This is a genomic window from Pedobacter sp. CFBP9032 (assembly GCF_034045265.1).
GTDB lineage: Bacteria > Bacteroidota > Bacteroidia > Sphingobacteriales > Sphingobacteriaceae > Pedobacter.
Genome location: NZ_JAXCWE010000011.1, coordinates 139192 through 161616, shown reverse-complemented (window position 1 = coordinate 161616; position 22425 = coordinate 139192). Strand labels below are relative to the sequence as shown.

The 22425-nt window shown below is 36.6% G+C and carries 25 protein-coding genes; 13 read left to right on the top strand and 12 right to left on the bottom strand.

Going from position 1 to position 22425, the window contains the following annotated elements:
- Positions 1–2: 2 nt before the first annotated feature.
- From ilvC to SOM16_RS18665, 10 genes are all read left to right on the top strand, one after another.
- Positions 3–1484: a ketol-acid reductoisomerase gene (gene ilvC, locus SOM16_RS18710; protein ID WP_320465523.1), complete on the top strand. Its 1482-nt coding sequence runs from the start codon at positions 3–5 to the stop codon at positions 1482–1484.
- 85 nt (positions 1485–1569) lie between these two features.
- Entirely contained in the window at positions 1570–2976 is a 1407-nt protein-coding gene (leuC, locus tag SOM16_RS18705; protein WP_320465522.1) for a 3-isopropylmalate dehydratase large subunit, read from the top strand.
- A gap of 67 nt (positions 2977–3043) precedes the next feature.
- Positions 3044–3331 carry an antibiotic biosynthesis monooxygenase gene (locus SOM16_RS18700; RefSeq protein ID WP_320465521.1) on the top strand — a complete coding sequence of 96 codons (288 nt, stop codon included), beginning with the start codon at positions 3044–3046 and terminating at the stop codon, positions 3329–3331.
- Between the two features lie 72 nt (positions 3332–3403).
- A complete protein-coding gene (locus SOM16_RS18695; protein WP_320465520.1) occupies positions 3404–4093 on the top strand; it encodes a class I SAM-dependent methyltransferase in 690 nt (229 codons plus the stop codon).
- A 64-nt stretch (positions 4094–4157) separates the two neighbouring features.
- Entirely contained in the window at positions 4158–4745 is a 588-nt protein-coding gene (leuD, locus tag SOM16_RS18690; protein ID WP_320465519.1) for a 3-isopropylmalate dehydratase small subunit, read from the top strand.
- An 81-nt stretch (positions 4746–4826) separates the two neighbouring features.
- Positions 4827–6323 carry an ATP-binding cassette domain-containing protein gene (locus SOM16_RS18685; RefSeq protein ID WP_320465518.1) on the top strand — a complete coding sequence of 499 codons (1497 nt, stop codon included), beginning with the start codon at positions 4827–4829 and terminating at the stop codon, positions 6321–6323.
- Positions 6324–6377: 54 nt separating this feature from the next.
- On the top strand, positions 6378–7478 hold the full coding sequence (gene leuB / locus SOM16_RS18680; protein ID WP_320465517.1) for a 3-isopropylmalate dehydrogenase: 1101 nt from the start codon (positions 6378–6380) through the stop codon (positions 7476–7478).
- Entirely contained in the window at positions 7478–8983 is a 1506-nt protein-coding gene (locus tag SOM16_RS18675; protein ID WP_320465516.1) for a 2-isopropylmalate synthase, read from the top strand. Before leuB ends, SOM16_RS18675 begins: the two co-directional genes overlap by 1 nt.
- A gap of 1078 nt (positions 8984–10061) precedes the next feature.
- A complete protein-coding gene (ilvA, locus tag SOM16_RS18670) occupies positions 10062–11312 on the top strand; it encodes a threonine ammonia-lyase IlvA (protein ID WP_320465515.1) in 1251 nt (416 codons plus the stop codon).
- Between the two features lie 138 nt (positions 11313–11450).
- Positions 11451–11801 carry a cupin domain-containing protein gene (locus SOM16_RS18665; protein ID WP_320465514.1) on the top strand — a complete coding sequence of 117 codons (351 nt, stop codon included), beginning with the start codon at positions 11451–11453 and terminating at the stop codon, positions 11799–11801.
- Positions 11802–12046: 245 nt separating this feature from the next.
- Here the strand turns inward: SOM16_RS18665 and SOM16_RS18660 are convergent, their stop codons facing one another.
- On the bottom strand, positions 12047–12610 hold the full coding sequence (locus tag SOM16_RS18660; RefSeq protein ID WP_320465513.1) for a DUF4230 domain-containing protein: 564 nt from the start codon (positions 12608–12610) through the stop codon (positions 12047–12049).
- Positions 12611–12742: 132 nt separating this feature from the next.
- On the opposite strand from SOM16_RS18660, the gene SOM16_RS18655 reads away from it, so the two are divergent.
- A complete protein-coding gene (locus SOM16_RS18655) occupies positions 12743–13153 on the top strand; it encodes a hypothetical protein (RefSeq protein WP_320465512.1) in 411 nt (136 codons plus the stop codon).
- Positions 13154–13159: 6 nt separating this feature from the next.
- Here the strand turns inward: SOM16_RS18655 and SOM16_RS18650 are convergent, their stop codons facing one another.
- Positions 13160–14155 carry an ABC transporter ATP-binding protein gene (locus SOM16_RS18650; RefSeq protein ID WP_320465511.1) on the bottom strand — a complete coding sequence of 332 codons (996 nt, stop codon included), beginning with the start codon at positions 14153–14155 and terminating at the stop codon, positions 13160–13162.
- Positions 14156–14300: 145 nt separating this feature from the next.
- Here SOM16_RS18650 and SOM16_RS18645 point away from each other — a divergent pair, with 145 nt between their 5' ends.
- Both SOM16_RS18645 and SOM16_RS18640 read left to right on the top strand, forming a co-directional pair.
- Positions 14301–14558: a DUF6364 family protein gene (locus SOM16_RS18645; RefSeq protein WP_320465510.1), complete on the top strand. Its 258-nt coding sequence runs from the start codon at positions 14301–14303 to the stop codon at positions 14556–14558.
- Positions 14555–14971: a type II toxin-antitoxin system VapC family toxin gene (locus tag SOM16_RS18640; protein ID WP_320465509.1), complete on the top strand. Its 417-nt coding sequence runs from the start codon at positions 14555–14557 to the stop codon at positions 14969–14971. The genes SOM16_RS18645 and SOM16_RS18640 overlap by 4 nt, the downstream gene beginning before the upstream one ends.
- A gap of 59 nt (positions 14972–15030) precedes the next feature.
- On the opposite strand, the gene SOM16_RS18635 is transcribed toward SOM16_RS18640, so the two are convergent.
- The 10 genes from SOM16_RS18635 to SOM16_RS18590 all read right to left on the bottom strand — a co-directional run bounded on the left by SOM16_RS18635 (position 15031) and on the right by SOM16_RS18590 (position 22419).
- Entirely contained in the window at positions 15031–15846 is an 816-nt protein-coding gene (locus SOM16_RS18635; RefSeq protein WP_320465508.1) for an outer membrane beta-barrel protein, read from the bottom strand.
- A 99-nt stretch (positions 15847–15945) separates the two neighbouring features.
- Positions 15946–16698, bottom strand: a complete 753-nt coding sequence (locus SOM16_RS18630; RefSeq protein WP_320465507.1) for a hypothetical protein — start codon at positions 16696–16698, stop codon at positions 15946–15948.
- Positions 16679–17248 (bottom strand): RNA polymerase sigma factor, encoded by a 570-nt coding sequence (locus SOM16_RS18625; RefSeq protein WP_320465506.1) that lies wholly within the window; start codon positions 17246–17248, stop codon positions 16679–16681. The genes SOM16_RS18630 and SOM16_RS18625 overlap by 20 nt, the downstream gene beginning before the upstream one ends.
- Before the next feature lie 301 nt (positions 17249–17549).
- Positions 17550–18707 carry a hypothetical protein gene (locus SOM16_RS18620; RefSeq protein ID WP_320465505.1) on the bottom strand — a complete coding sequence of 386 codons (1158 nt, stop codon included), beginning with the start codon at positions 18705–18707 and terminating at the stop codon, positions 17550–17552.
- Between the two features lie 147 nt (positions 18708–18854).
- Positions 18855–19409 (bottom strand): CopD family protein, encoded by a 555-nt coding sequence (locus SOM16_RS18615; protein ID WP_320465504.1) that lies wholly within the window; start codon positions 19407–19409, stop codon positions 18855–18857.
- 24 nt (positions 19410–19433) lie between these two features.
- Positions 19434–19718, bottom strand: a complete 285-nt coding sequence (locus SOM16_RS18610; RefSeq protein WP_320465503.1) for a type II toxin-antitoxin system YafQ family toxin — start codon at positions 19716–19718, stop codon at positions 19434–19436.
- On the bottom strand, positions 19719–19931 hold the full coding sequence (locus SOM16_RS18605; RefSeq protein WP_320465502.1) for a hypothetical protein: 213 nt from the start codon (positions 19929–19931) through the stop codon (positions 19719–19721).
- Positions 19932–19989: 58 nt separating this feature from the next.
- Positions 19990–21015: a uroporphyrinogen decarboxylase gene (gene hemE, locus SOM16_RS18600; protein ID WP_320465501.1), complete on the bottom strand. Its 1026-nt coding sequence runs from the start codon at positions 21013–21015 to the stop codon at positions 19990–19992.
- Between the two features lie 184 nt (positions 21016–21199).
- Positions 21200–21715: a hypothetical protein gene (locus SOM16_RS18595; protein ID WP_320465500.1), complete on the bottom strand. Its 516-nt coding sequence runs from the start codon at positions 21713–21715 to the stop codon at positions 21200–21202.
- Positions 21715–22419, bottom strand: a complete 705-nt coding sequence (locus SOM16_RS18590; RefSeq protein WP_109926856.1) for a response regulator transcription factor — start codon at positions 22417–22419, stop codon at positions 21715–21717. Before SOM16_RS18590 ends, SOM16_RS18595 begins: the two co-directional genes overlap by 1 nt.
- Positions 22420–22425: the final 6 nt, after the last annotated feature.

Below are 22425 nucleotides of genomic sequence, written 5' to 3'. Positions count from 1 at the left end.
CGATGTCAAATTATTTTAACACATTACCTCTTAGAGAAAAATTAAACCAATTAGGTGTTTGCGATTTCATGGACAGTTCTGAATTCTTGGACGGCGTAAGCGCACTAAAAGGCAAGAAATTAGTGATTGTTGGTTGTGGCGCACAAGGCCTGAACCAAGGTTTAAATTTGAGAGATAGTGGTTTAGATGTAAGCTACACGTTGCGCAAGGAGGCTATTGAAGGCAAGAGAGATTCGTGGAAAAATGCAACTGAAAACAACTTCACTGTTGGCACTTACGAAGAATTAATCCCAAATGCTGATGTGGTAATTAACCTTACGCCAGATAAACAACATACAGCAGTTGTGAATGCAATTATGCCTTTAATGAAAGAAGGCGCTACATTGTCTTATTCTCACGGCTTCAACATTGTAGAAGAGGGAATGCAGATCCGTAAAGATTTAACCGTAATTATGGTAGCACCTAAATGCCCGGGTAGCGAGGTTAGAGCAGAATATGTTCGTGGTTTCGGTGTGCCAACATTAATCGCTGTTCACCCGGAAAATGATCCTCAGGGAAAAGGCCTGGCACAAGCTAAAGCTTATGCGGTAGGTACAGGCGGCCACAGGGCTGGTGTGTTAAAATCATCATTTGTAGCTGAGGTTAAATCTGATTTAATGGGCGAGCAAACGATTCTTTGCGGTTTATTACAAACAGGCTCTATCTTATCTTTTGATAAAATGGTAGAAAAAGGAATTGATGCTGGTTATGCATCTAAACTGGTTCAATATGGAGTAGAAGTAATTACAGAAGCATTAAAGCAAGGTGGTATCACAGCAATGATGGATCGCTTGAGCAATGTAGCTAAAGTGAAAGCTTTCGAAATTTCAGAAGAATTGAAAGATATTATGCGTCCGTTGTTCCAGAAACACCAGGATGATATTATGAGCGGCGAATTTAGTCGCATCATGATGGAAGACTGGGCTGCTGGCGATAAAAATTTATTAGCCTGGAGAGCGGAAACTGGTGAAACTGCTTTTGAAAAAACACCTGCAGGCGACGTTAAAATCAATGAGCAGGAATATTTTGACAACTATACTTTAATGGTTGCATTTGTTCGTGCAGGTGTTGAATTGGCTTTCGAAACCATGGTTCAGGCAGGTATCAAACCAGAATCTGCTTATTACGAATCTTTACACGAAACACCATTGATTGCAAATACCATTGCACGTAAAAAATTGTTCGAAATGAACCGAGTAATTTCTGATACGGCTGAATACGGTTGTTACTTGTTCGATCAGGCTTGTAAACCTTTATTAGCTGACTTCATGAAAAAAGTTGATACTGATTTAGTAGGTAAAAACTTCAATGAAGGCAAAGATGGTGGTGTAGATAACAGAAAATTAATTGATGTTAACGAAGCCATCCGTTCTCACGAAGTGGAAAAAATTGGTGCCACGTTACGTAAAGCAATGACTGCCATGAAGGCAATTAAAACTGCATAACACCTAATCTCTCAAAGGAGAAATTTAAATAAAAACCAAATTACGCAGGTTTATACAAATCTGCGTGATTTAAAAAACCAAGAAAATGTCGAAAACATTAGTTGAAAAAATTTGGGACGCACACGTTGTAAAAAGTGAAGAAGGATTTCCTGATATTTTATACATTGATACACATTTAATTCATGAGGTAACTTCTCCTCAGGCGTTTGATGGCTTGCGCAAAAGAGGTTTACCTGTTTTGCGCCCGAAACAAACAGTGGCCACTGCAGATCATAATGTACCCACATTAAATCAATTAATGCCAATTAAAGAAGAACTATCCCGTTATCAGGTGGATATGCTGACTAAAAATTGTGCAGAATTTGGGATCGAACTTTATGGCCTGGGTCACCCTTTTCAAGGGATTGTTCACGTCATTGGCCCTGAATTAGGCATTACTTTGCCAGGTAAAACAATGGTTTGCGGTGACAGCCATACTTCTACACATGGCGCATTTGGTGCAATTGCTTTTGGTATTGGCACCTCGCAGGTGGAACAGGTTTTTGCTACTCAGTGCTTATTGCAATCGAAGCCTAAAACGATGAAAATCGAAGTAAACGGCACGCTTGAAAAAGGTGTTGGGGCTAAAGATATCATCTTATACATCATTGCTCAGATTTCTGCCGCCGGCGGAACCGGATACTTTATTGAGTATGCAGGTTCGGCAATTGAGGCTTTAAGTATGGAAGCGAGGATGACGATTTGCAACATGAGTATCGAAATGGGTGCCAGAGGTGGATTAATTGCACCCGATCAAACTACCTTCGATTACATTAAAGGAAGAGAATTTGCTCCCGCAGGTGCGGAATGGGATAAGGCTCTCGCCTATTGGCAAACATTATACAGTGATGCCGATGCAAAATTTGATAGTGTATTAACTTTCGATGCAGCAGATATTGCACCCATGATTACCTATGGAACTAATCCTGGAATGGGCATGGGCATCCAGGAAAATATCCCTGCTACAAATGCTCAGCCCGAAAAGGAAAAACTTTCCTACCAGAAAGCCCTGGATTACATGGGATTTGATGACGATGCATCTTTGATTGGTAAACCTGTAGATTATGTTTTCATCGGAAGCTGTACTAACTCTCGCATTGAAGATTTACGTGAAGTTGCAGATTTTGTAAAGGATAAACGCAAAGCAGATAATGTTACGGTTTGGATTGTTCCAGGCTCAAAACAAGTGGAGCAACAAGCTAAAAACGAAGGTTTGGATAAAATTTTTGAAGCCGCTGGGTTTCAATTGCGCGAGCCAGGGTGCAGTGCCTGTTTAGGAATGAATGAAGATAAAATTCCTGCTGGCAAATATTGTGTATCTACATCGAACAGAAACTTTGAGGGTAGACAAGGGCAGAATGCACGTACTTTATTGGCAAGCCCACTTACTGCTGCAGCAGCTGCCGTTACAGGTGTAATTACGGATGTGAGGCAAATGCTTGAAGAAGCATAAAGCAAAAAGACTTAAACGAAGGCTGACACTTAATCGTTATTGCGAAGCAGTGACGAAAACTTAAAAGATGATTTTAGAACTCGCCATATTAAATATAAAACCGGGTTTATCAGCTGATTTTGAAAAAGCTTTTAGCGAAGCTCAAAAAATCATTTCTTCAATGGGCGGCTACATATCTCATCAATTAAAAAAGTGTATTGAAGAGGCTGATAAATATCTGCTGATTGTTAACTGGAAAACTTTAGAGGCTCACACCGAAGGTTTCAGAAATTCGGCTGAATATCAGAAATGGAAAGAGTTATTACATCATTTTTATGAGCCATTTCCAACAGTTGAACATTACATAGAGGTTTAGATTAAAGCAAAAAAATTAAGTAATACGTGCAGTTCTCTTAGGTGGTAAAAAACACTAATAAGCTTTAAAACAATGGAAACACTACAGGAAATACAGAATCAATTTAATGCAGTCTCAGAAAAGTACGATAAGCAAAGGCGTTTTCTGATTCCTTGTTTTGAAGATTTTTATAATACAGCTTTAAACCTGTCTGAAGAAGTTACACGGGTAAAAAGTATCCTCGATGTTGGAGCTGGTACTGGTTTAATGAGTGCTTTTTTTCACGAAAAATATCCTGCCGCGAAAATCACCCTGGTAGATATTTCTCAGGATATGCTTAAAAAAGCACAAGAACGTTTTGAAGGAAATGAGAATATTAGCTTTTTGAATGCCGATTTCGCGACAGTTGACTTTCCGGAAAATCATTTTGACCTGGTTGTTTCCGGATTGGCTATTCACCATTTACCGAATGAATTAAAACAGCATCTTTTTGTAAAAATAGCAAAAACGCTAAAAGCAGGAGGCTGGTTTGTCAATGCCGATCAGGTATTGGGTGCAACGGCAATGGCCGAAAAAGTTTATACTGAAAGCTGGAAAAATCATGTCCAGCAAAGTCCAAATCTAACAGAAGATGAAAAGCAAAGTGCTTTCGATCGAATTAAAGTTGATATTATGGCACCATTAAACGACCAGTTAAAATGGTTGGAGGAAGCAGGGTTACAAAATGCGAATTGCTATTATCAATACCACAATTTCGTAGTATTTGCTGCTAATAAACAATAAGAAATTAATGAGTGAAATCACTTAATCAGTGAAATCATTTTAATCTGTGTAATCATTATTAAAAATGAAAAAGTTCACAAAATTAACATCGGCCACCGTGCCCTTAAACATAGAAAACATTGATACCGACCAGATAATCCCTGCCCGGTTTTTGAAAGCAACAACCCGCGAAGGCTTCGGTGAAAACTTATTCCGCGATTGGCGTTATGAAAATGATAACCAACCAAAAGCTGATTTCGTATTGAATAACCCAACCTATAGCGGGAAAATTTTAGTTGCAGGTAAAAACTTTGGTTGTGGTAGTAGTCGTGAGCATGCAGCCTGGGCCATTCAGGATGCTGGTTTTGACGTTGTTATCAGCAGTTTCTTTGCTGATATCTTTAAAGGAAATGCCTTAAACAACGGCTTACTTCCTATTCAGGTAAGCGAAGATTTTCTGACATCGATTTTTAAAGCTGTTGATGGCAATGCAACCTCGCCATTAGAAGTTGATTTGGAGAACCAGACGGTTACCATTATCGAAACTCATGCTCAGGAATCTTTTGAAATTAATCCTTACAAAAAGTCGTGCCTGATTAATGGATATGATGATATCGATTTCATACTCGCTCAAAAACATTTGGTAGAAGAGTTTGAAAAAGATAAAGTGTAGAAAGTTGAAGGCTTAAGGCTTTTAAGCAAAAGATCAATTTAAGTACACGTGGGTTTCTAAGTGCGGTAAAATAACAATTAAATGAAAGAGCGTTTCGTCAATATTCAAAATTTAAACTTAAAATACCAGCAGAAGCAGGTTTTAAAGGATTTGAATTGGACAATAAATTATGGCGAAAATTATGTTTTATACGGTGAGAGCGGTAGTGGAAAAACAGCGCTGGCAAAAATAATAGCTGGTTTAGAAAACGCTATTGGAGAAACAGAAATCAACTTTAACGCAGAAAGCCCGCTTTCAGCAGAAGTGTTATTTGTAGAAAGCTGGTATCAATTTAAAAACCTGGAAGGCGTTGCAAACTTTTATTATCAACAGCGATACACAAGTCAACAGGCTAAAGATACATTAACTGTACATGCAGAATTGGTACATTATGGCAAAGAAAAAGGCCTTCATTTGGATCAGGTTGAACGCATTTTAGAAGCCTTAAATTTTTCTTCATTTGCCAGTTCACAGTTGATTGAATTATCAAGCGGAGAGCATAAGAAGTTACAATTGGTTAAAGCTTTATGGCTGAAGCCACAGTTGTTAATTATTGACCAACCTTATACAGGATTGGATGCTGCATCGCGTAAAAACCTAAATGTTGAGCTAGATAAGCTGTCATCAGATGGCGTTCAGTTACTTTTAATTTCCAACGATTCGGAATACCCTGCATCAATTAATCGTTTTGCGAAAATAATTGATGGGCAAATTGCAGTTTTTAATTCAAAAGAAATATCACCTGTTTCAAATGAGAAAAGCACTAAAAAGATTCCGGATTTTTTAAAGGAATCACCTGTTTTCTCTTCAGATACCATTGTAAAAATGGTTAATGTGAATATCAGTTATGGCGAAAAGCAAGTTTTAAAAAATATCAACTGGGAAGTTAAAGCTGGTGAGAAATGGTTATTACAGGGCCACAATGGTTCTGGAAAATCAACTTTGCTGAGCTTGGTAAATGGCGATCATCCGCAATCTTACGCCAATGAACTTTATTTATTCGGCAACAGACGTGGAAGTGGTGAAAGCGTTTGGGACATTAAACAACACATCGGTTTAATTTCTCCAGAATTTCATTGGTATTTTGATGCCAGTTCAACGGTTTGGCAAAGCATTGCTTCAGGCTTTTATGATACGGTAGGTTTATTTCAACAATTACCCTATACAAAGAGTGCACAAGTAGATGAACTGGTAGAATATTTCGGATTGTCTACATCAAAAAATGAATTATTAAGCACACTTCCCTTAGGTAAACAACGACTGGTTTTATTAGCCAGAACCATTATTAAAAATCCTGAATTACTGATCCTGGATGAGCCATGTCAAGGCCTGGATCAAGCACAAACACAGCATTTTAACCAATTAGTTGATGAGTTGTGCAGCAACGGAATGACTTTAATTTACGTTGGTCATTTCGAATCGCAGCTGCCCACCTCGATAGAGAAAAGAATATTATTAGAAAAAGGCGAGGTAAAAGTCGTCGAAAGTTTACATACCAAAACTCGTCCTTTGCAAGATACGAAGCAATCTTTTGCGTAGTACGCGCTGAATGAAATTGCTTTATACCTTGCAATGACGACAATACATAATATAATGAAGAAGAACATTTTAGTAATACCTGGAGATGGTATCGGCCCCGAAGTAACCACATGGGGAAAAGCAGCATTAGAAAAAATTGCTGAAATTTTCGGCCATGAATTCACGTTTGATGAGGCTTTAATGGGCCATGCAGCTATTGAAGTGACGGGTGAACCACTGCCAGACGAAACTTTAGAAAAAGCCAGAAATAGTGATGCCATTCTATTTGGTGCAATTGGCCATGCTAAATATGATAACGACCCGAGTTTAAAGGTTAGACCTGAGCAAGGCTTATTAAAAATCCGTAAGGAACTTGGCTTATTCGCAAACCTCCGTCCAATATTACTATTTGATGAACTTCTTCAGGCATCGAGCATTAAACCAGAAATTTTAAGGGGAACAGATATTTTATTTTTTCGTGAATTAACCGGAGACGTTTACTTCGGCGAAAAAACACGCTCAGAAGACAGGAATACAGCTTCTGATTTAATGATTTATCACCGCTACGAAGTAGAACGGATTGCACACAAAGCGTATCAGGCCGCACAACAGCGAAGCAAAAGATTATGTTCTGTAGATAAGGCTAATGTTTTAGAAAGTTCACGCTTATGGCGCGAAACCGTTCAGGAAATTGCAAAACAATATCCAGATGTAGAAACAGAACACATGTTTATTGATAATGCGGCGATGCAAATGATCAAAAATCCTAAGAAATTTGATGTGGTTTTAACTGCAAATTTATTTGGAGATATCTTAACTGATGAGGCTTCGCAAATTGCTGGTTCTATGGGCATGCTGGCTTCTGCATCAGTTGGTGAAAGCACGGGTTTCTTTGAGCCTATTCATGGTTCTGCACACGATATTACGGGTAAAGATCTGGCTAATCCACTGGCTTCTATCCTATCGGCAGCACTCATGCTCGAAATTGGCTTTGGCTTAAAAGATGAAGCTAAATTGTTGGTTGATACTATCGATGAAGTTTTGAAAGAAGGTTTCAGAACCCATGATATTGCCGATCAAAACACCAATCGATTCAAAGTTTTAGGCACTGCCGAAATGGGAAAATTGGTATTGAAATTCTTATCCCAGAAGTTAAACCAAACAACAAACCACTAATGATACACGATCCAAATAAAGTATATATTTTCGATACCACGTTACGCGATGGAGAACAGGTTCCAGGCTGCCAATTAGATACCAATCAAAAAATTGAAATTGCCAAAGCACTGGAATTACTTGGCGTTGATGTTATCGAAGCTGGTTTCCCGATTTCTAGCCCTGGCGATTTTCAAAGTGTTGTAGAATTATCAAAAGCCATTAAAAACCCGACCATCTGCGCACTAACCAGGGCCATTAAGGGAGATATTGATGTGGCTGCAGAATCTTTAAAGTTTGCAAAACACCCACGTATTCATACTGGGATTGGTTCTTCTGATATGCACATTAAATACAAATTTAACAGCACCAGGGAAAAGATTTTAGAAAGAGCAGTTGAAGCTGTTAAATATGCCAAAAAATTTGTAGAAGATATTGAGTTTTATGCGGAAGATGCTGGAAGGGCTGACAATGAATTTTTAGCGCAAATGATTGAAGCAGTAATTGCTGCCGGCGCAACGGTAGTTAATATTCCTGATACGAATGGTTACTGTTTGCCGGATCAATATGGCGCTAAAATTCTTTATTTAAAAGAAAATGTTAAAAACATAGACCAGGCTATCATTTCGGTACATTGTCACAATGATTTAGGCTTGGCAACGGCGAATAGTATTGCAGGTGTGGTTAACGGCGCCCGTCAGATTGAGTGTACCATAAACGGAATTGGTGAAAGAGCTGGTAATACCGCTTTGGAAGAAGTTTCGATGATTTTAAAAACACACAGTTTGGGTCTACATACCGGAATCAACAGTAAACATTTTACGGAAATTAGTGGAATGGTGAGCAGAATGATGCATATGCCTGTACAGCCAAATAAAGCAATTGTGGGTAAAAATGCGTTTGCACATAGCTCAGGTATCCATCAGGATGGATTCTTAAAGCACCGTGAAAACTATGAAATTATTAACCCTGAAGACGTTGGCTTAAACAGCGCTGATATTATTTTAACAGCCCGTAGCGGTCGCCATGCTTTAAAACATCATTTAGAGCGCTTAGATTACGATATTGAGAAAATTAATATCGATGATGTTTATGAACGTTTCTTGGTTTTAGCCGACGAGAAAAAAGATATCAGTGATGATGATTTATTATTCTTAATGAGTGATGGTGAAACAGAATCGTACAAAAACGGCTATAAATTAAACTTGCTTCAGGTGGTTTGCGGCGACCAGGAAAAACCTACTGCAAACATTAAATTGCAGTATGATGGCGTTGAAAAAGAAGCAAAAGCTGAAGGTAATGGTCCTGTAGATGCTACGATTAATGCTATTGTAAGCATTATTGATAAAGACATTACACTTAAAGAATTTACCATTCAAGCGATGCACGGTGGAAGCGATGACGTAAGTAAAGTGAATATGAAAGTAGATTTTGAAGGGAGATCTTTTGTGGGTTTTGGCTTTAGCACAGATATCGTAAAAGCATCTGCAAATGCGTATTTAGATGCGATTAATAAATTTTTGTAAGGGAGGTACTCGTTAGTCAGGAAATATTTTCCTGACTGTATGAGCTGAGGATTTTAAATCCTCAATAGCAAAGAAGGGATTACAAATCCCGACTATCAGAGGAAAGCTAATACACTCGTTAGTAAGGAAATGCTTTCCTGACTATAGGATCTGAGGAAATTAAATCCTCAATTAGTAAAGACGGGATTACGAATCCCGACTAACAGAGAAAAGCTAATACACTTGTTAGTCAGGAAATGTTTTCCTGACTGCATGATCTGAGGATTTTTAATCCTCTATTAGCAAAGAAGGGATTACAAATCCCGACTAACAGAGAAAAGCTAATACACTTGTTAGTCAGGAAATGTTTTCCTGACTATATGATCTGAGGATTTTAAATCCTCAATTAACAAAGACGAGATTACAAATCCCGACTAACAGAGAAAAGCGAATACACTCGTTAGTCAGGAAATGTTTTCCTGACTATAGGATCTGAGGATTTTTAATCCTTAATTGGCAAAGACTGGATTACAAATCCCGACTGGCATAGAAAAGCGAATACACTCGTTAGTCAGGAAATATTTTCCTGACTATAGGAACTGAGGATTTTTAATCCTCAATTAGCAAAGACGGGATTACAAATCCCGACTAGCACAGAAAAGCGAATACATTCGTTAGTCAGGAAATGTTTTCCTGACTATAGGATCTGAGGATTTTAAATCTTCAATTAGCAAAGACGGGATTACAAATTCCGACTAGTAGGGAAAGCTAATACACTCGTTATTCAGGAAATATTTTCCTGACTATATGAGCTGAGGATTTTAAATCCTCAATTAGCAAAGAAGGGATTACAAATCCCGACTAACAAAGAAAAGCGAATACACTCGTTAGTCAGGAAATATTTTCCTGACTATAGGATCTGAGGATTTTAAATCCTCAACTAGCAAAGAAGGGATTACAAATCCCGACTAACTAATTGCAAAAAAAAGCTACAATAACCGAAAAGCAACAAACTGTTTTTCAAAAAAAATAACGCAGAGAGATTTGCATATTATACACCAGATAATAAAAACCACCTTTGGGGTTTAGAATTAAAAAGATGAATGATACAATAAAAAATACTTTCGATTTTGAAAATGCTTTTAAAACATTAGAAGGTATTGTAAAACGTACTCCGCTTGAGTTTAATGCCGGATTATCGTTAAAATACAATGCAAATATTTATCTTAAAAGAGAAGATTTACAAATTGTACGTTCCTATAAATTGCGTGGTGCTTATAACAAGATAAGTGCCTTGGATATAAATGCTTTAGAAAATGGCATTGTATGTGCCAGCGCAGGCAATCATGCGCAGGGTGTAGCTTATTCTTGCAAAAAGTTAAACATTAAAGGCGTAATTTTTATGCCCGAAATAACTCCTAAGCAAAAAATCAAACAGGTAAATATGTTTGGTGGCGACAACATTGAAATTATTTTAGTCGGCGACACCTTTGATGACTGCTTAAAAGAAGCCTTAATTTATTGTGAAGAAAAATCATCAACATTTATTCCTCCTTTTGATGATGAAAAAATAATTGAAGGGCAGGCCACTGTTGCGATGGAAATTTTTCAAGACTTACCTGAGTTAGATGCCATCATTGTACCTGTTGGTGGCGGTGGTCTGGCTGCTGGAGTTAGTGCCTACCTGCAAACTGTAAAACCTGCTGTGAAAATTTTCGGTGTAGAACCCATGGGCGCACCCTCATTAAGCGAGGCACTTAAAAATGGCGGACCTATAACCGTCGAAAATATAGAACGATTTGTAGATGGAGCAGCAGTAAAGAGAATGGGTTGGATTACTTATAAATATTGTAAAGAACTACTCAGTTCTACCTACCTAATTCCCGAAGGACAAATTTGCACCACAATTTTAAAGCTTTATAATGAAGATGCCATTGTTGTTGAACCAGCAGGTGCATTATCTATCGCTGCTTTAGAGCAGGTAAAAGATCAAATTGCAGGCAAAAATATAGTGTGCGTAATTAGTGGTGGTAACAATGATATTGAGCGGATGCAGGAAATTAAGGAGAAATCTTTACTTTTTGAAGGCTTAAAACATTATTTTATCGTTCGCTTTCCTCAAAGACCAGGTGCTTTAAAATTATTTGTGAATGAGGTTCTAGGTCCGCATGATGATATTACCCGTTTCGAATTTATTAAAAAGACAAATAAAGAAAACGGACCTGCATTGGTAGGAATTGAACTGACGAATAAAGATGACTATGCCAGTTTATTACAACGCATGGAAGATTTTAAATTTGAGATTATTGAACTGAACCAAGACCAGACCTTATTTGAATATTTAGTTTAACTATTTAACTGCAAAGAACACAGCGTATTTCGCAAGGGACGCAAAGTGTTGTTGATTTAAAAAAATTAACCACCTCAGATATATAAGAAAATATGACTTTAATGTTCTTGTATCTTTAAGGTGGTAAAAAAATATAATATGAATTTCAAAGATTTAGCTAACAAAACATTAATTACCGACAGCGAGTTAGACTGGCAGGAATTAGGCGCTGGAGTGAAGCGCAAAGTAATGCCTTTCGATGAAAACCTGATGTTGGTTAAAGTGGATTTTGAGAAAGGTGCAGTGGGAACGATCCATAATCACCCACATCTGCAATTAAGCTATGTGGCGAAAGGAAGTTTCGAAGTAACCATGGGCGATGATAAAAAGGTCTTGAATGAAGGTGATGTTTTCTTCGCGCCTTCAATGGTTTTTCATGGAGTAGTTTGCCTGGAAGCAGGTTTACTTGTTGATATTTTTAATCCTCAACGCGAAGATTTCTTAAAATAATGATCACACCACTTCAGACACTTGAAAGGATTCTATATTAAATGCCTTGATGTTCTTAGGTTTTTTCACACCTACCATTGTAATTCATGTCATGGTTGGTTTGGAAGCAGGATCATTCGTGAATGTTCTTAATCGCCACCTTGAAGTTTTGTAAAATAATGATCACACCACCTCAGACACCTTAGGGGATTCTATATTAAATGCCTTGAGGTTCTAAGGTTCCTAAGGTGGTAAAACATAATTAGTTAATCAAAAGTCAGTCTCACATTTTTGTACCCCAAACCCTCAATGATTGGTTTAAGTACATTAGTTGCATTCGTTTTGGTTTGTGCTAAAATATTTGATTTCTTCACTTCTGCAGTAACGTGTTTTTCGGCAGCTTTGTACGCCTCATCTACTAATCCAGCTTCGCGGAAGAAAGCCATTTTAGTATCGTAAACCCTCGAGTTTTTGTGGTCAATTTTTACATAACAAATCTCTGGCTGTGGTAAATTTACTACAGCAGTATCGGCAGTAACTTCAATATCTTCGCGAGTAATTTTGGTGAGGTCTATACAGCCAACCGCTTCTGCTTTAACAATAAGCAGCACACTGGCTTCAGGTAAAAAATCTGTTTTATTTTTATGCTCCAGTACATCACTAATTTGGTAACGAACCAGCTCCAGTTTCCCAATAGCCTCTATTTTCTCTACTAAAAGCTGATGTTTACTTTCAACAGAGGTACTAATGCTAAACTTTTTAGAGATAAAAAAGTAACCTGCCACCAGTAAAATTAACCAGGGTAAAACTCTTAAAAATAGTCTCATCATGAAGGAATTAATTCAATTTTCATTGTTGTGTAACATCGGATAAACAATTATTAATCCAGATTGTGTTCGTCAGCATTTTTGGCAGTTGTTTTGCAATAGGCAAAGTACACACACAAATAAAAACCAATTAATATGAAAAAATTTACCATTTTGATGCTTTGCATTGTCACACTAGGTTTGGCATCTTGCAAGAAAGAAACTATTGTTAATCAGGCCTTAGGGAAGACTTATAATAGATACATTGAACCAAACCAGTGGGTTCAAAATTCTAATGGAACCTATTCTTTTACTTGGAATAAAGCAGAATTTGATGGAGTGACATTAGACGATGAAGGTGTACTTGTTTATTTCACCCACCCTACAAATGACAATAGTGATGTTCAACTACCTTATACTTTCAATTACACAGTTTATAGCTATGAACTTTTTAATGGAGGTATTACTTTTGATGTTCAGGATAGCCGCAATCTATCAAGTTCAGTAAGACCGAATTATCGCATACTTGTAAAAGTTGTAGTCATCCCTTCTGAATTTGCAAACTAACCAAGCTTAATGAAACTCTAAAAAACGACTAATGTTCAATTGAACGTGGTCGTTTTTTTTATGTTCTCCCCTATTCAATTGCAGTGCTCTTACCGTTACGCCATTGCGCTCCAATAGCAATTCGTCATAAAAACCTTTATAATAAACATCCTTTACTTCGAAGCGTCTACTACTCCAGTTGCTATTAATTTCTGCCCATTCCGGATAAAAAACAACATTTGCAGAAAAGGTTTTTAAACCAATTTTTTCTGCATCTCCCCTCGACAATACTACAGCATTGCCTAAAATCTGTGCCGTATAAATGTGTTTTGGATGTTGATAGATTTCGGATGGCTTACCAGTTTGTAAAAGTTCGCCATTGCGCACAATCAATAGCTGATCAGCCAGGAATAATCCATCAGCGGGATCATGAGAAACCAAGATCACTGTAACCCCAGTTTCTGCCGCGACCCGTTTAATATCCGCCCTCAGTTGATTTTTCAATAAGGCATCAACCTGACTGAAAGGTTCATCCAATAACAAAACTTTCGTATCAGCTACCATTGCTTTAGCAATAGCTACGCGTTGCTGTTCGCCACCGCTTAACTCTATAATTTTTTTATTTTGTAATGGAAGAATCCGCAGATGTTCCATAATGGCTAAAGTTTTATCAGCCTTCGATTTAAGATCAGTATTAGATAATTGTGAAGCAATATTATCATAAACCTTGGCGTATATATTCAAAGAAAAATCCTGGGTAACCATTTTCATTTGCTTATGACCAGGAATTAACTCTTCATCAGGCCCCTTTACCTTGTCATTTTCGAAAAAGATTTCGCCTTCGTCAACCTTTAATAAACCATAGATAGATTTTAACAAGGTTGATTTTCCACTTCCGCTTTCCCCGATAATAGCCACAACATCACCTTTAGTAATATCGAAGCTGATATTTTTTATTCCACCTGATTGTTCTGCGTGGTATTGTTTGGTTAAATTTTTAACGCTGATGATAGTGTCGCTCACAAGGCAAAGATAAAGCTTAAAGCAGAAAGACTCTAGTTTAAAACAAAAAGAATATCACACGTGTGTTTTGATAAAAGTTTGCACGTATAAATATATCAATGTATCTTTACAATCAATCCGTAGTGAAGCCAATAATTAGAAGATTATGAATACTAAGTTAACATTAACCATAGATGATTCTGTTATTAAGCAGGCAAAAGCTTATGCCGAAAAGCAAGGGAGAAGTTTATCTGCTGTTGTTGAAAACTATCTTAAAGCTGTTACTAAAAGGGAGGAAGTAGTGAGTAGAGAAGAGGAGCTTTCTCCTATTGTAAAACGACTTACAGGTTCAATTAATCTACCCAATGATTTCGATTATAAAACAGCTCTTTCTGATTCAATAAATGAAAAGTATTCTCAATGAAAAATCTATTTGTCGACACAAATGTCATCATTGATATTATAAGTTACAGAATACCTTTTTATGAAGATAGTGCTAAAATCTTAGATTTTGCTGCGAAAGGTCGGGTAAAGTTGTTTATTTCAGCACTTTCCTACGCCAACATCTACTATATTGCAAGAAAAAGCACTTCCCACCAAGATTGCATTACAATAATGAAGGATTTATCTTCATTACTCACAACTATAGATGTAACAAAAAAAATTATAGATTTATCTATCGCATCATCTTTTAAAGATTTTGAAGATGCAATACAGTACTTTTCGGCAGTATCTCAACAGAATATTGATGCGATCATTACTAGAAACCCTAAAGATTTTAAGTTAAGCGAAATTCCTCTTCTCTTTCCAAAAGATGTTTTGGTAGCTGTAAAATAAAAAATCCTGTTCCGCCTAACCGAAACAGGATCTTATTCTATTTGTGTGTTTTATTATCTTTAATTAAGGCCAAAGGTTACGCCAAAGCTCATGTTTTTCAAACCAGCTTGTGCAGGTGTATTAAACATATCGTTGAAATAGTATTTGGTGAATAATCCAAATCCACCGTAACCAAGTCTGAAACTACCTCCGTAACGTACTGATTGAAAGTGATAATTATCATATTGTTTCTCTTTGCCTCGCTCATCGCTAATCTGTTTCACTTTTCCATTAAGTAAGAAGCTTACCTCTGGACCTAAGATGAAGTAGAATCTTTTTCCCTTTCTGCTTTCATTTGTACGGAATTCAAAGTTTAATGGAATATGTACGTAACTACTCGAGAAACGATTTTTAGAGAACAATATCGGTTCATCGATATAAGTTAGCGTAGGTTGATTTTTTTGAATTGTAATATTATCTCTTAATCGAATTAAAGTCCAGTCGAAACCACCAGCCACGTAAACTTTAAAATTAGAGTTAAAACGATAGCCAAACTGTAAGATGTCAAAAGAAAAAGTACTTGTTTTACCTCCCTTGTAATCCAGGAAATCATTAGTTGGAGATAAGTTGAAACTTCCATTATCAATTAATCTGGAGAAGCCTAAATCAACTCTGGTAAAGGTAATTCCCCCAACAAAGCGTCCCTTTTTAACCTTGTCTAAAGAGTCAGAATTTTTGGTGATTAAAGTTCCCCCACCAATCCTAACTGTATATTTTGCCTTTTTTTTGATCACAACTGTATCATTAACTACAGTGTCTTGTTGTGCAAAAGCACTTGGAGCCATAACACCGGCAAGTCCGCTTACCAAAAGTGTTGTAAAAATTAGATGTTTCATATTGAGTGTGTTGTGTTTTTAACGAATGTTGAGTGAACGACTAATTAATTGAATGCATGATGGCTGAATCTATCAAATCTTATCATCCTCTCATCTGAATTATTTTCTGCTTTTCTTTCCTATTCTAAAAGGGCCAATGTTTACTACGGAAATAGATGAATCATCATCATCTGTTCTGAACTGAATCACTTTATCTTTTCTCTTATCCATTGTGTTAACAATCAGGTTTACTACATCACCAACATTACGGATTCCTTTTCTCTCTGCAGGATAACTACTGTCGATAACTTCATCTGCAATTACTTCATTTAGATTGGCGGCTAAAACAGTTTCTTCCTTAGTTTTGAAAACGGCCTCTTCAATTTTAGTTTTGATATCCTTTTTAGGTTCCTCCACTTTTGCAATCATGGTTTCCTGCTTTTGTATGTCAGGTATAGAAATGATTTTTTGCTTCTCAATTGGTTTAGCATTTTCTTTTACTGCTGTTTGCACAAGAGTTGTTGAAGGTTTAACGTGCGCAGGGAGAGCTTTGTCAACATCCTTAGTTAGCTCAGTATTTGAAACTAAAGAATCTTTTACTTGCGGCTTAACAATAACCGGGTTCATGTTAGTTGCAACATTATTGGCGTATTGTTTAGGCGCAACATCCTGTTGCTGATAAACCATAATGCCCACTGTAGCAATTATTAAAATTGCGGCTGCAGATAACCAGTAGATAGGGATGATCCTTTTTTTCTTTGGTTCTATTTCGCTTTCAATGCTACTCCATAAATCTCTTGATGGTGTAATTTCCGCATCTTCAAAACGGTCTTTAAATAATTGATCAAAATCTTTATCCTGTATAGGTTGCATACCCAAATCCCTCCATTTTTGTAATTTCTTCTTTTAATATTGCTCTGGCTCTCGAAAGTTGAGATTTACTGGCCCCTTCAGAAATACCCAGCGTTTCGCCAATTTCCTTGTGCGAATAGCCTTCTATCACATACATATTGAAAACCATTCTATATCCATCAGCCAACTTTTGAATCACTTTCATCAAATCCTGCATGCCTAATGTTCCAAAATCAAAGCCGGTAGATGGTTGCTCATAAGCTTCATCAATCTCTACCACATTTAAGCTGCGTAAATTTTTGCGGTAACTTTCAATTGCTGTGTTCACCATTACCCTTCTAATCCAACCTTCAAAAGAGCCTTCCCCTCTGTATTCTTTTATTTTTTGAAAGATTTTGATATACCCCATCTGCAATACATCCTCAGCTTCCATTCTATCTTTGGCGTAACGCATACAAACGACTAACATTTTAGATGAAGTTTGCCTGTACAGCAGCTCCTGCATCTTCCGGTCGCCAGCTTTGCAGCCCTCCATCAAATCGTTTATCGTATAGCTTCGCGTCAATTTCATTGTGTGTTTGTATAGAGTAGATGGCAGATTACAAACAATGGTTGCATGAGAGGAGGAAAAAAGTTAAATAAAGTTAAATTTATTAAAAATAACCTGATTATCAGACCGATAAAATTTAAATAAATTCTAAAAAGATGTGGGTTTTGAATTGAGGAAGCAAAAGTAGGGGGTAATTATGAAGTTTTTTTTAGTCCTAAGAAGAATATAGGCTTAATGCAGACTTTTACAGGATGGCTAAAGTAAAGTGCACCTTAGCCAGTCACATTCCAGACTTCATTCTTATGCTGAATCTTTCTATCCTCTATCTTTCATCCTTTTTCACCTTAAATAACTTAAAGTCCTGTTTGTAAGTCAAGAAGAATGAGTGGTTAAACTGCAGTTGTTTATCTGTATGATCGAGGTCAATGTGCGGCTCGAAGCGAACATCAAGGTATAAATGAGGAATCAATTCTTTTTGGTACGCATAGCGTAGCGATACAATATTTCTACTGCTTTGCTTTAAGCCGTTGGTATATAAGTTGCTAGAAACAGACTCATACAAAGGCATTCCTTTAATAGAAATGAAGTTATTACCTTTCCAGTACGACGCCACTAAACTACCCCATTTACTTTCTACACCGGCATTTAACCATAATCCAAAGCCGCCTTCATAAGCCCTTCTTTTGGTAGGTGAAAAATCTTTGTAAACAGCAATGTAATTATCGGTATAAACCTGCTTAATATTGGTATTGATTTCTTTATGTAACTTCAATCCGGTAGCACCGTTAAAAACCGTACTGATTGGAATTTCTTTTAAAACGTCAATTTGACCGCCTTGATGAAAAGCTAAAAACTGTGCGGGGAAACTGAATTTCCAGCCATTATTTTCTGCTATTGTGGTTTCTGTTGAAAGACCCCCTATTATTTCTTCTTTTGCTGCTTCGCCAGAGTAAATCATTTTCTGCCATGCAATCCAGGCATCAAGGGTAAATTTTTTGCGTTCAACCAACAATTGCGTTCCATATTCTATTGGTGTAGTAATTGTACGTTCAAAGTTGTAAAGCGGCTCAATATATTTATGCTGAATACCACCTTCTAAACTCCCAAAAATCAGGGTTAAATTTCTTTTATGGTATTTCAGGCTGAATAATGGCTTTGCATCCGTTATGCCATTCCGTCCGAAATCTTTGCGAATAAATGCCCCAGCTGTAATGGCAAGATTTGGATGAGCGTAATAAACGATTTGTGGCTGCAATTGCGTTCCATACAAAGTATAACCATCATGAAAATCATTTGTATATTCATAGTTACGAACATAATTCAAATTATAGAAATTGAAATGAACTTCGTTGGTTAAACTACTGTCAGGTCGAATTCTATTCTCAAAAGCCGATTGATTAAACTGTGCAGATGCAAAATAGGAAGTAAATAAAAAGGCAAAAACGAGTAAGTTTTTTTTCGAACCGGCAATTGTAAACATGAGTGTGGGTTTATTGCCCAAATTTAGAATAGTTTTTCGTAAAGTATAAAGTAGCGAGTATCAAGTATCAAAAATTGGATACAAGTTTACGAAAAGCAAACAAAGAACATGATTCGGCTTTTGCTTTCAGCTTTATTGTTTTTAAGATTATTTACGCAAACGATAATTTTTATAGAGTTTAACGGCAATCATAATCGCCATTGCAACACCCATAATTCCAATCAAACCGTAAACCCAGTTTACAGCACTTTTAAGGATGACCACAAACACAATCGCGATCATAAAAATAGTTGCCAGCTCACGCCATAACCTTAATTGAAAACTGGTTAACGTAAATTGACCAGACTTCAATTTCTTAGCTATATTCCGGCAAATGAAATGATAAATCAGCAAGCCAAATACAAAACCAAGTTTAACCTGCATCCAATCTGCTTGTAACAATCCAGGACGTAAAGTAAGCATGGAAGCACCAGCAAGCACTGTAATCACCATCGCGGGAGCACAGATGATTTTCCATAAAGTGGTTTCCATCTTTACAAATTGGTTCAAAAGGATACTCTTTTCAGGCTCCAATTTTTCGTTTGCCTCCGTATGATAGATAAAGAGGCTCAGGATATAAAACAAGCCAGCCATCCAGCTGATTACAAATACAATATGTACGGAGAGAAAATATGGATAATATGGCTGTAAGGTTTCTATCATAGAATTTCTGAAGGAATAACACTTTTATTTAAATAAATCAGAATGAGTTCCAACTCTCAACAGAATTATTTCTTTTTCTTCGGTTATTTCAAACCATATGATCAATAAATCAGGCTTAATATGGGCTTCCCAATTGTCTTTATAGTTTCCAACTAATTTATGAGGATGATGCTTTTTATCAATTCCGCTGGCACCATCAATTTCTAATTTAAATAAGAAATCTTTAATGAGGTTTATGTTCTTCAAAGAACGTTTCTTCATTAGCTTAACATCTTTATCAAATTGATTAGTTGGCTTTAGAACAAACATCTATAAGGAGCTGATATATGATGTTACATCTTTAATTGGTTCCCCTATCCCAATACCTTTTTGTGCATCATCAATAGTTCTTTGTGTAACCGAATTGGGAACATGTGATGATTTGTCAGTACGTTCCTTTCTAAAAGTAACACCAAGTTCCTTTAAAAGCTGTTTCACCAATTCGCTTTTTTTTTCAGGAATGTTTATAATAAGTGTTTCCATACCCAAATATAACGTTTTACACTAACCATTCAAAGTTCCCCTTTGGGGATTTATCCCCTTAATACCTAAACTCCTTTACCACTTCGATAGCATATTTTACATGATCAAATGGAATATCAGGCATAATACCATGACCTAAATTAAAGATGAATCCTTCTGTTCCACGCATACGTTCAAACAGCTTATGGATTTGCGCTTTAATTACTGATTTATCTGCATATAAAATATGTGGATCCAAATTGCCTTGAACCGCAATACCCGCAGGCAAAGCATTTTTAATGTTCAATAAATCTGCATTCCAGTCAACAGATATTACATCAGGTTTCGCCTCTGCCATAATCGGTGCGAAAACAGAACTTCCTTTACAAAAAGAAATTACCGGAATATCTTTTCTATTTAAGTTCGAGATGATTTGCTGAATATAACGATGAGAAAATTCCTGATAATCATTCCATGATAAAGCAAGTGCCCAACTATCAAAAATCTGAACAGCGTTAACACCTGCAGCAATCTGAAGGTTTAGATAATCAGCAGTTACTTTAGCAATTTTAGCCAAAAGTTTGTGTGCCAATTCAGGCTGGTTGTGGATAAAAAGCTTGGTTAACTTAAAATCTTTGGAAGAACCACCTTCAATTAAATAACTCATTACGGTAAAAGGTGCCCCGGCAAATCCAATTAGCGGAATACTTCCATTTAAACGTTGCTGGATTACTTTAATCGCATCAGCCACATATTGCAACTCATCTAAGCAATCTACATTTAGGTTTTCAATATCTTGTGCATTCCTTACCGGGTTTGCAAACTTAGGACCAATGCCTTGAGTAAAACTCAAATCACCACCCATGGCCTCGCCAGTTACTAATATATCACAGAATAAAATTGCGGCATCAATATCTAATAAATCTACAGGTAACATGGTCACATCAGCTGCAATTTCTGGGGTTTTACACATCTCTAAGAAAGAGTATTTGTTTTTGATTTCCCAATACTGCGGCATAAAACGACCAGCCTGACGCATCATCCATACTGGTGGACGTTCGGTTTGTTTTGAAAATGCAGCGTCTAAAAATAAGTTATTCTTCATGTTTATATTTGATATCGCAGGATCGTTAGCCTGAATTTATTTCAGCATTTAGCTCACCCCATAATTAAGGACAGCATGATAAATGCCTAAAATTTTAATGATGCAAAGCTATAAATAAATAAAAAAACGAAGCACCTTTTTATTCCTAAACCGGTCTTCGTTATTCAAAATGACAATAGTAATATTATAATTTACTTATTTCCTTTTCAATCTTGGTAATAATTTCTTTTGAGCGGGCTGTTTCTGCAAGTTCTTTTGCTAATTTTGTATAAGCTTCAGCTTTTTCCTTATCCTTTTTTCTCAAAGCCAAATTTGCCAAATGGATTAATACATAACCCTTTTGCGTTTTGCCTCCTACCGGAAAACGACTTGCCAATTGAAAATGGTATTCTGCTTTATCAAAATCTTCCTCTTTCAAAGCCATATTGCCCTGCATAAATTCATAATATCCCCTTCGGTTTTTTGAAAGCCTTTCGGGATTTGGAACTTCAGCCAGCATTAATCTCGCTTTAGTAAAATCATTGTTCTTAAAATATTTGGAAGCCATTAAAACAGAACTGTGCCTAAAGTGGCTCCAAATCACAAATAGAAAAAGAAAACCGGCAACTGCTGCCAATTCGTATTGGATAAAATAGATACAAACCAATGCTGCCAGCAAGAAAACGGCCATCAGCACGTAACGGCCAAGACTGTTATACATTAATGAATATCAGTAAATTTATAGCCTACACCACGAATAGAGTGGAAATAAACCGGGTTTTTCTGATCTGGCTCGAAATACTTACGGAACGTTAAAATAAAGTTATCAATCGTCCTGGTTGATGGATAAACATCGTAATTCCAAACTGTTTCTAAAATCTGCTCTCTGGATACTGCATCGTTTTTACGCTCAATTAAAAGCTTTAACAACATAGTTTCTTTTTTAGTAAGCGGTGTAATGGTACCATCATCATGTTTCAATTCGAAAGAGTTGAAATAGATTGTTTTATCGCCGATTTTGTAAGAATTTAATTCTTTTAAATCATCAGATTTTAAGCTGCGTTTAACCAAGATTCCAACACGAAGAATTAATTCTTCTAAATTGAAAGGCTTAACTAAATAATCATCAGCTCCTTTTTTCAAGCCTAAAACACGGTCTTCCGATGTATTCTTAGCAGTTAAAAACATGATAGGAACTTCAGCATTTTCCAAGCGAATGGTTTCACAAACCTGGAAGCCATCCATTTCAGGAAGCATTACATCTAAAATAATCAGGTTGAAGCGTTCTTCTTTAAAAATTTTAAGAGCGGTTTTGCCATCCTTAACGGCGTGAACTTTATAACCCTCAAGTTCGAGGTTTAATTTGATAGCATCTAACAAGTGATCCTCGTCTTCTACCAATAGAATTCTTAATTTTTGTGACATAATTGA